Source organism: Actinomycetota bacterium (assembly GCA_005888325.1).
In the GTDB taxonomy this organism is placed as follows: domain Bacteria; phylum Actinomycetota; class Acidimicrobiia; order Acidimicrobiales; family AC-14; genus AC-14.
Genome location: VAWU01000008.1, coordinates 75,079 through 79,788, shown reverse-complemented (window position 1 = coordinate 79,788; position 4,710 = coordinate 75,079). Strand labels below are relative to the sequence as shown.

Below are 4,710 nucleotides of genomic sequence, written 5' to 3'. Positions count from 1 at the left end.
TTCCTCAAGGACAGCCCATGTGAGGTCGCCGACCTCGACCACTCGTGGAACGGCACGCACCGGGAATGGAACGGCGGGCGTATGGACGGCTTCACTGCCGCCAACGTCAACCCTGCCGATCGCACCGGTAGCCGAGCGATGGGCTATTACGACTCGAAGACGCTGCCCTTTTACTACGGCGTTGCGAACCAGTTCTCGATCGCCGACCGCTACTTCGCGTCCGTACTTACCCAGACATTCCCGAACCGGTTCTATCTGCTGACCGGTACGTCGTTCGGCCACATCCGCAACGATGTCGCCATCTTCACCCAAAAGACGATCTTCCAGGCGCTGGATGAAGCTCGGCCACCGGTGAGCTGGAAGATCTACCTTGCGTCATTCCAGGTGGAGCTACTGTTCTCGTACGTGGCGCAGCACACGGCGGGTCACGTGTTCCCGATCTCGCAGTACTTCACCGACGCTGCGAACGGCACGCTTCCACACGTGTCGTTCCTCGAATCGGACCCGTTGGGCGACAAGAACACCGAGTCGGACGAGCACCCGCCCGCAAACGTGCAGGTAGGGCAGAAGTTCTCGTGAACAGCCCAAACTGGCCCTCGTCGGCCTTTTTTCTCGTCTATGACGAGCACGGCGGCCTCTACGACCACGTGAGCCCGCCACCGGCACCGGTACCTGACGACATCCCTCCGATGCTGCAACCCGGCGACACGCCCGGCGCGTTCGATCGCTACGGCATCCGAGTACCGGCCCTCGTCGTGTCACCGTACGCGAAGGCGCATCACGTCTCGCACACGGTGTATGACCACACGTCGATTCTGAAGTTCATCGAAACGCGCTTCGGGTTGCCCGCGTTGACACGCCGTGATGCCGCGGCCGACCCGATGCTCGACATGTTCGATTTCTCGCGCGTGTCGCACCCGCATCCGGTCCTGCCCGACGCGCCAGTGGACGCCGCGGGCATCGCGGCATGTAACGCCCTGCCCTAGAGAAGCATCGCACCGCGCGCTGCCGGGACCGCGCTCGGCCGCCGCGCGGGCGTCCCTACGGCTCCCATCCCGCGACCTGACCAATACGCGCGGTGTTGGCGTGGCGCGCCCGCGTGGGTGCCGGGACCGGCCAGCGGCTTGAGCTCGACGTCGATGTGCGGGTGGAGCTGCGCCGGGCCAGGCACCTGCACACCGATTACGGCGCGGATGACCTGGGTCACCGAGAACCCGGCGCTTGAGGTCCGTGAGTGGGCATCCTCAAAGGCGATGCCGGCCGGGTGATCATCCGGCATGGCGCCCGTCGCCTCAGGACGCGCTCACGTGCAGCGTGCCCACCATGTTGTGGCTGTCCTTGTGGTACTTGCAGAAGAACTGCACGTCCCCAGCCGAGCCGGGCGCGGTGAACGTCACCGTCTGGGTCGCATCGCTTTCCGCATCCCGGTCGACAGCCAGGCTGGTGACGCTGAAGTTGTGCTCGGCCTTGCCCTCGTTCTTGAACGTGAGGGTGACCTTCTGGCCGGCCTTGACGTTCAGGGCCTTGGGATCGAAGCGAAAGTCATAGGCCTCCACCTTCGTCCCGCTGCTGGTGGATGCCGACTTCGACTTGCTCTTGCCGCACCCGCTCGACGTCACCGCCAACACGAGGACGAGCACGCTGACCTTCAGCCACCGGACCGTACTCATTACTACCTCCCGCTAGCCTTCATCCCTCCTACGCGCTGGACTGGTCATCGGATGTCCGCCTCCAGCTCGGGGTAGCTCCGACCCGGCGATCCGGCGTCTCGCTTCGAGGACGGTTGTGTCCGCCGACTGGCACCTCGCCCGGACCGGCTACCCCAGCCAGCGGCTCGACGAGCCCGTCGATCCCGACCGGCCTGACAACCTGTGGCGGGCTGTGGGCGGCGACGACGGCTCGCGCAGTCGCTTCGAACAGCGGGCTAATCCGAGAAACTGGCAGCTGGAGCTTCGCATCCTCGTCGCCGAGGGCCTCCGCCTGCTTGCGGGTCGGCTGCCGCTCTGATCGGATCAGTATCTGCCGAATCCAAGCGACTTCTCCGTTGATCCGAAGAGGCGTGGACCGCCCGCTGAAGATGGCGCCCAGACATGAGGAGGCCCGGTCAGGCGAGAGCGGGCCACCGGGAGGTTCAGGCGCCAGCAGTAATTAGTTCGACGGGTTCGAACCGACCCCTAGTTGTTGAGCGGCCCATGATCGCCGAGCTGGCCCCGAATCACGCCGGTGGGACAGATTGTCGTGTGGACGTTGACGTAGTAGTTGTCAGCGTTTGCCTGGATCGCTGCTACGAGCGCGGCATCGGTGAAGCTGCCCCGAGCCACAACGCCGTTCTCGGCTCCGGCCGTTGGGGGGAGAGGCTGCACAATCGCTCCCGCGACGCCCTTCGGTGCGACATGGATATGGGCCGCGATGATGGCGCCGGGCAGGTTATTGGCAATGATCTTGAACTGGACCGTCCCATCGAGGACGTGGAAGACCGCGAGCCCCCGCGCCGCGTTCGTGGCCGAGGCACATCCCGGCACCTCCTCGTCTGCGCTCAACACCGCAACCAAGGTTCGGGTCGGTTGTTGGGCAGCGCCAGCCGCGACCCCGACGCCCATCGACAGCGGGATCACTGGAGCCAGGACCGCCACTAGAACACGTCTGATCATGAAAGCCCCCTCACACCCGAATGATGACGGTAGTCAGTCTCGCAGGCAGGCGGAGCAGAGTCCACGGTGCCACGCGTTCACCCATGAAGCCGTGCGACGACGTCTCGAACCTCATGGTTTGAAAACAGTCCTCTCACCTCCACACTCGAAAGCGCTGGTCAGAGGTCTGACTGCCTACGAAAGCGACTGGCGTACGTTCGGCGAGGCCGCGGACAGGCCGCGGGATTGAAAGAGAGTCCCCAGCCCTCACGTCACGCTCGCGTCGACGGCCGGGAGCAGCGCTCCATACGTGTCCGACGTGACCCGGATCGACGCGTGCCCGAGTCGTTGCTTGATCGCCTCGATGTGCGCTCCGACCTCGATCATCAGCGCGACTCTGGTGTGCCGTAGGCCATGGAAGGTCAGTCCATCCAGCCCCGCCTCTTGGATCGCGGGCGCCCACACGTGCGAGCGGAAGTTAGCGGCACGAAGCGGCCCGCCCTCCGGAGCGACGAAGAAAAGCGCCTCGGGGTCGGCGGCGGACAGCCCTCGATGTTGAGGTGCTCAGAGAGCATGGCGATGAGGAACGGCGGAACGGCAAGTGTGCGCCGGCTGGCAGGGGACTTCACCTCGGCGCGGACGTGCTTGCCGCGGACCTCGGCGATCGTCTCAGCTACTTCTAGGGATTCGCGGAAGAAGTTGAGTCTCGCGACGCGCAGTCCGACGACTTCAGACCAGCGCAGCCCCAGCACGCCACCGAAGCTGACTTCGTCGAGTTCTCGCCAACGGTGACGCGCGCCATCGGCACCTTCACGGCTGTCGTCCGCCAGGGTCGGATCACCAGCCTTGCGCAGCAGTACGATCGCACTGACCCGCAGACGGATGCCCTCTTCCGTTCCATCGGTCAGTGAGGGAAACGCACCCTCTTCAGATACGAGCGCCTCTTCTGCCCGTAACCCGCCCGTGCGGTTGAAGAACTCGGTAGATGATGAGAGCGACGATCGCGCCCACGATGGAACCGAGGAGACCCGCGGCGGTGAACTCGCTCATGGTGCGGCTCGTCAGAAGGACTGCGAGCCAGCCACCGATCACCGAGCCCACCAAACCGAGGACCAGAGTGCCCAAGAGCCCCATCGGGTCACGACCAGGGACCAGCAGACGTGCGACCGCGCCTGCGACCAGTCCGATAAGCAGCCAAGCGATGAGAGCCATGATGCAGGTGCCTCCGTGAAGGTCGTGTGGAGGGGAGCCCTTCCCCGTCGGCCGATCGGTCAACCGGGCAGACAATCGCTCGACCGCGGCCCATGACACTCACGGCGTCGCCGAGCCGCGGGGCGATCAGCCCTTGGCAGCTTGGAACTCCCGACCCAGTTGCTCGAGTCGCTCGGGCGCAAGGGCTTTACGAGTCTTGGGGAGGATCTCGGACTCCTCTTCCTGCACGTGGTGCTGGATCGCCTCCTTCAACTCCTCGACCAGTTCCGCCAGGTGGTTCGGATCCGAGGTCTGGCGGATGCGACCGATGAGCTGGCGGGCCTCCTTGTGCTCCTCTACGCCTTCCTTGGCCATCTGCTCGCCGCCGGGGACATCTGAAGCGATGACGGGATAGACCGCCTTCTCCTCGCCCGTTGCGTGCCGGTCGAGCTCGTCGCAGATCTGCGTTGCCACAGACGCGTCTTCGCTCGCCTCGAATGTCGCGAACAGACCCTCCACTTCGCGATGGTCCTTCTCGATCAACTCGACGACATCGGGCATCGTGTCTCCTCCTTCGGGGGGTGTTGCGCCTACTTCCCCGTTCGTGGCGTCGATGACGCACGTCAGTTTCGTGACCGCGGGGGAGCGGATGTTGACCGCAGGAATGCGCGACGAGGTGCACGCGCAAGCCGACCGACACGCCGAACAGGCGGGCGGGGCACCGGGACGATGCTCCCAGGCGGGCACGACCCCGCGGGACGAATGGAGTCCCGCGGCTCATGGCCCGGGCTCGCGGGCGAGGTGAGAGGGCAAGGGCATCGTGCGCTTCGCGCCACGTCCGCTCCGCTCGACTCGACGCCCAACGTCGTTGCCGTCACCTACGTAGGGC

Annotated in this window: 7 protein-coding genes; 2 read left to right on the top strand and 5 right to left on the bottom strand. The window is 65.3% G+C overall.

The window, feature by feature from the left end; all coding sequences use genetic code 11:
• Window positions 1–356 precede the first annotated feature (356 nt).
• A complete protein-coding gene (locus E6G06_01310; GenBank protein TML93736.1) occupies window positions 357–986 on the top strand; it encodes a hypothetical protein in 630 nt (209 codons plus the stop codon).
• Window positions 987–1,292: 306 nt separating this feature from the next.
• On the opposite strand, the gene E6G06_01305 is transcribed toward E6G06_01310, so the two are convergent.
• A complete protein-coding gene (locus E6G06_01305; GenBank protein ID TML93735.1) occupies window positions 1,293–1,670 on the bottom strand; it encodes a hypothetical protein in 378 nt (125 codons plus the stop codon).
• Window positions 1,671–1,785: 115 nt separating this feature from the next.
• On the opposite strand from E6G06_01305, the gene E6G06_01300 reads away from it, so the two are divergent.
• Complete coding sequence (locus E6G06_01300; GenBank protein ID TML93734.1) at window positions 1,786–2,007, top strand: hypothetical protein; 222 nt, start codon at window positions 1,786–1,788, stop codon at window positions 2,005–2,007.
• A gap of 167 nt (window positions 2,008–2,174) precedes the next feature.
• Here E6G06_01300 and E6G06_01295 read toward each other — a convergent pair whose 3' ends face one another.
• The 4 genes from E6G06_01295 to E6G06_01280 all read right to left on the bottom strand — a co-directional run bounded on the left by E6G06_01295 (window position 2,175) and on the right by E6G06_01280 (window position 4,382).
• The gene (locus E6G06_01295) at window positions 2,175–2,651 is read right to left on the bottom strand and encodes a CHRD domain-containing protein (protein ID TML93733.1); all 477 of its coding nucleotides are present in this window, start codon (window positions 2,649–2,651) and stop codon (window positions 2,175–2,177) included.
• 246 nt (window positions 2,652–2,897) lie between these two features.
• Window positions 2,898–3,176 (bottom strand): hypothetical protein, encoded by a 279-nt coding sequence (locus tag E6G06_01290; GenBank protein TML93732.1) that lies wholly within the window; start codon window positions 3,174–3,176, stop codon window positions 2,898–2,900.
• A gap of 381 nt (window positions 3,177–3,557) precedes the next feature.
• Window positions 3,558–3,842, bottom strand: coding sequence for a GlsB/YeaQ/YmgE family stress response membrane protein (locus E6G06_01285; protein ID TML93731.1), 285 nt, complete (start codon window positions 3,840–3,842; stop codon window positions 3,558–3,560).
• Between the two features lie 126 nt (window positions 3,843–3,968).
• Complete coding sequence (locus E6G06_01280) at window positions 3,969–4,382, bottom strand: hemerythrin domain-containing protein (GenBank protein ID TML93730.1); 414 nt, start codon at window positions 4,380–4,382, stop codon at window positions 3,969–3,971.
• Window positions 4,383–4,710: the final 328 nt, after the last annotated feature.

Excerpts from the sequence above, each read along its gene's own strand:
- E6G06_01305 (TML93735.1), bottom strand. The coding sequence starts at position 1,670 with ATGAGTACGGTCCGGTGGCTGAAGGTCAGCGTGCTCGTCCTCGTGTTG.
- E6G06_01295 (TML93733.1), bottom strand. The coding sequence starts at position 2,651 with ATGATCAGACGTGTTCTAGTGGCGGTCCTGGCTCCAGTGATCCCGCTG.
- E6G06_01285 (TML93731.1), bottom strand. The coding sequence starts at position 3,842 with ATGGCTCTCATCGCTTGGCTGCTTATCGGACTGGTCGCAGGCGCGGTC.
- E6G06_01280 (TML93730.1), bottom strand. The coding sequence starts at position 4,382 with ATGCCCGATGTCGTCGAGTTGATCGAGAAGGACCATCGCGAAGTGGAG.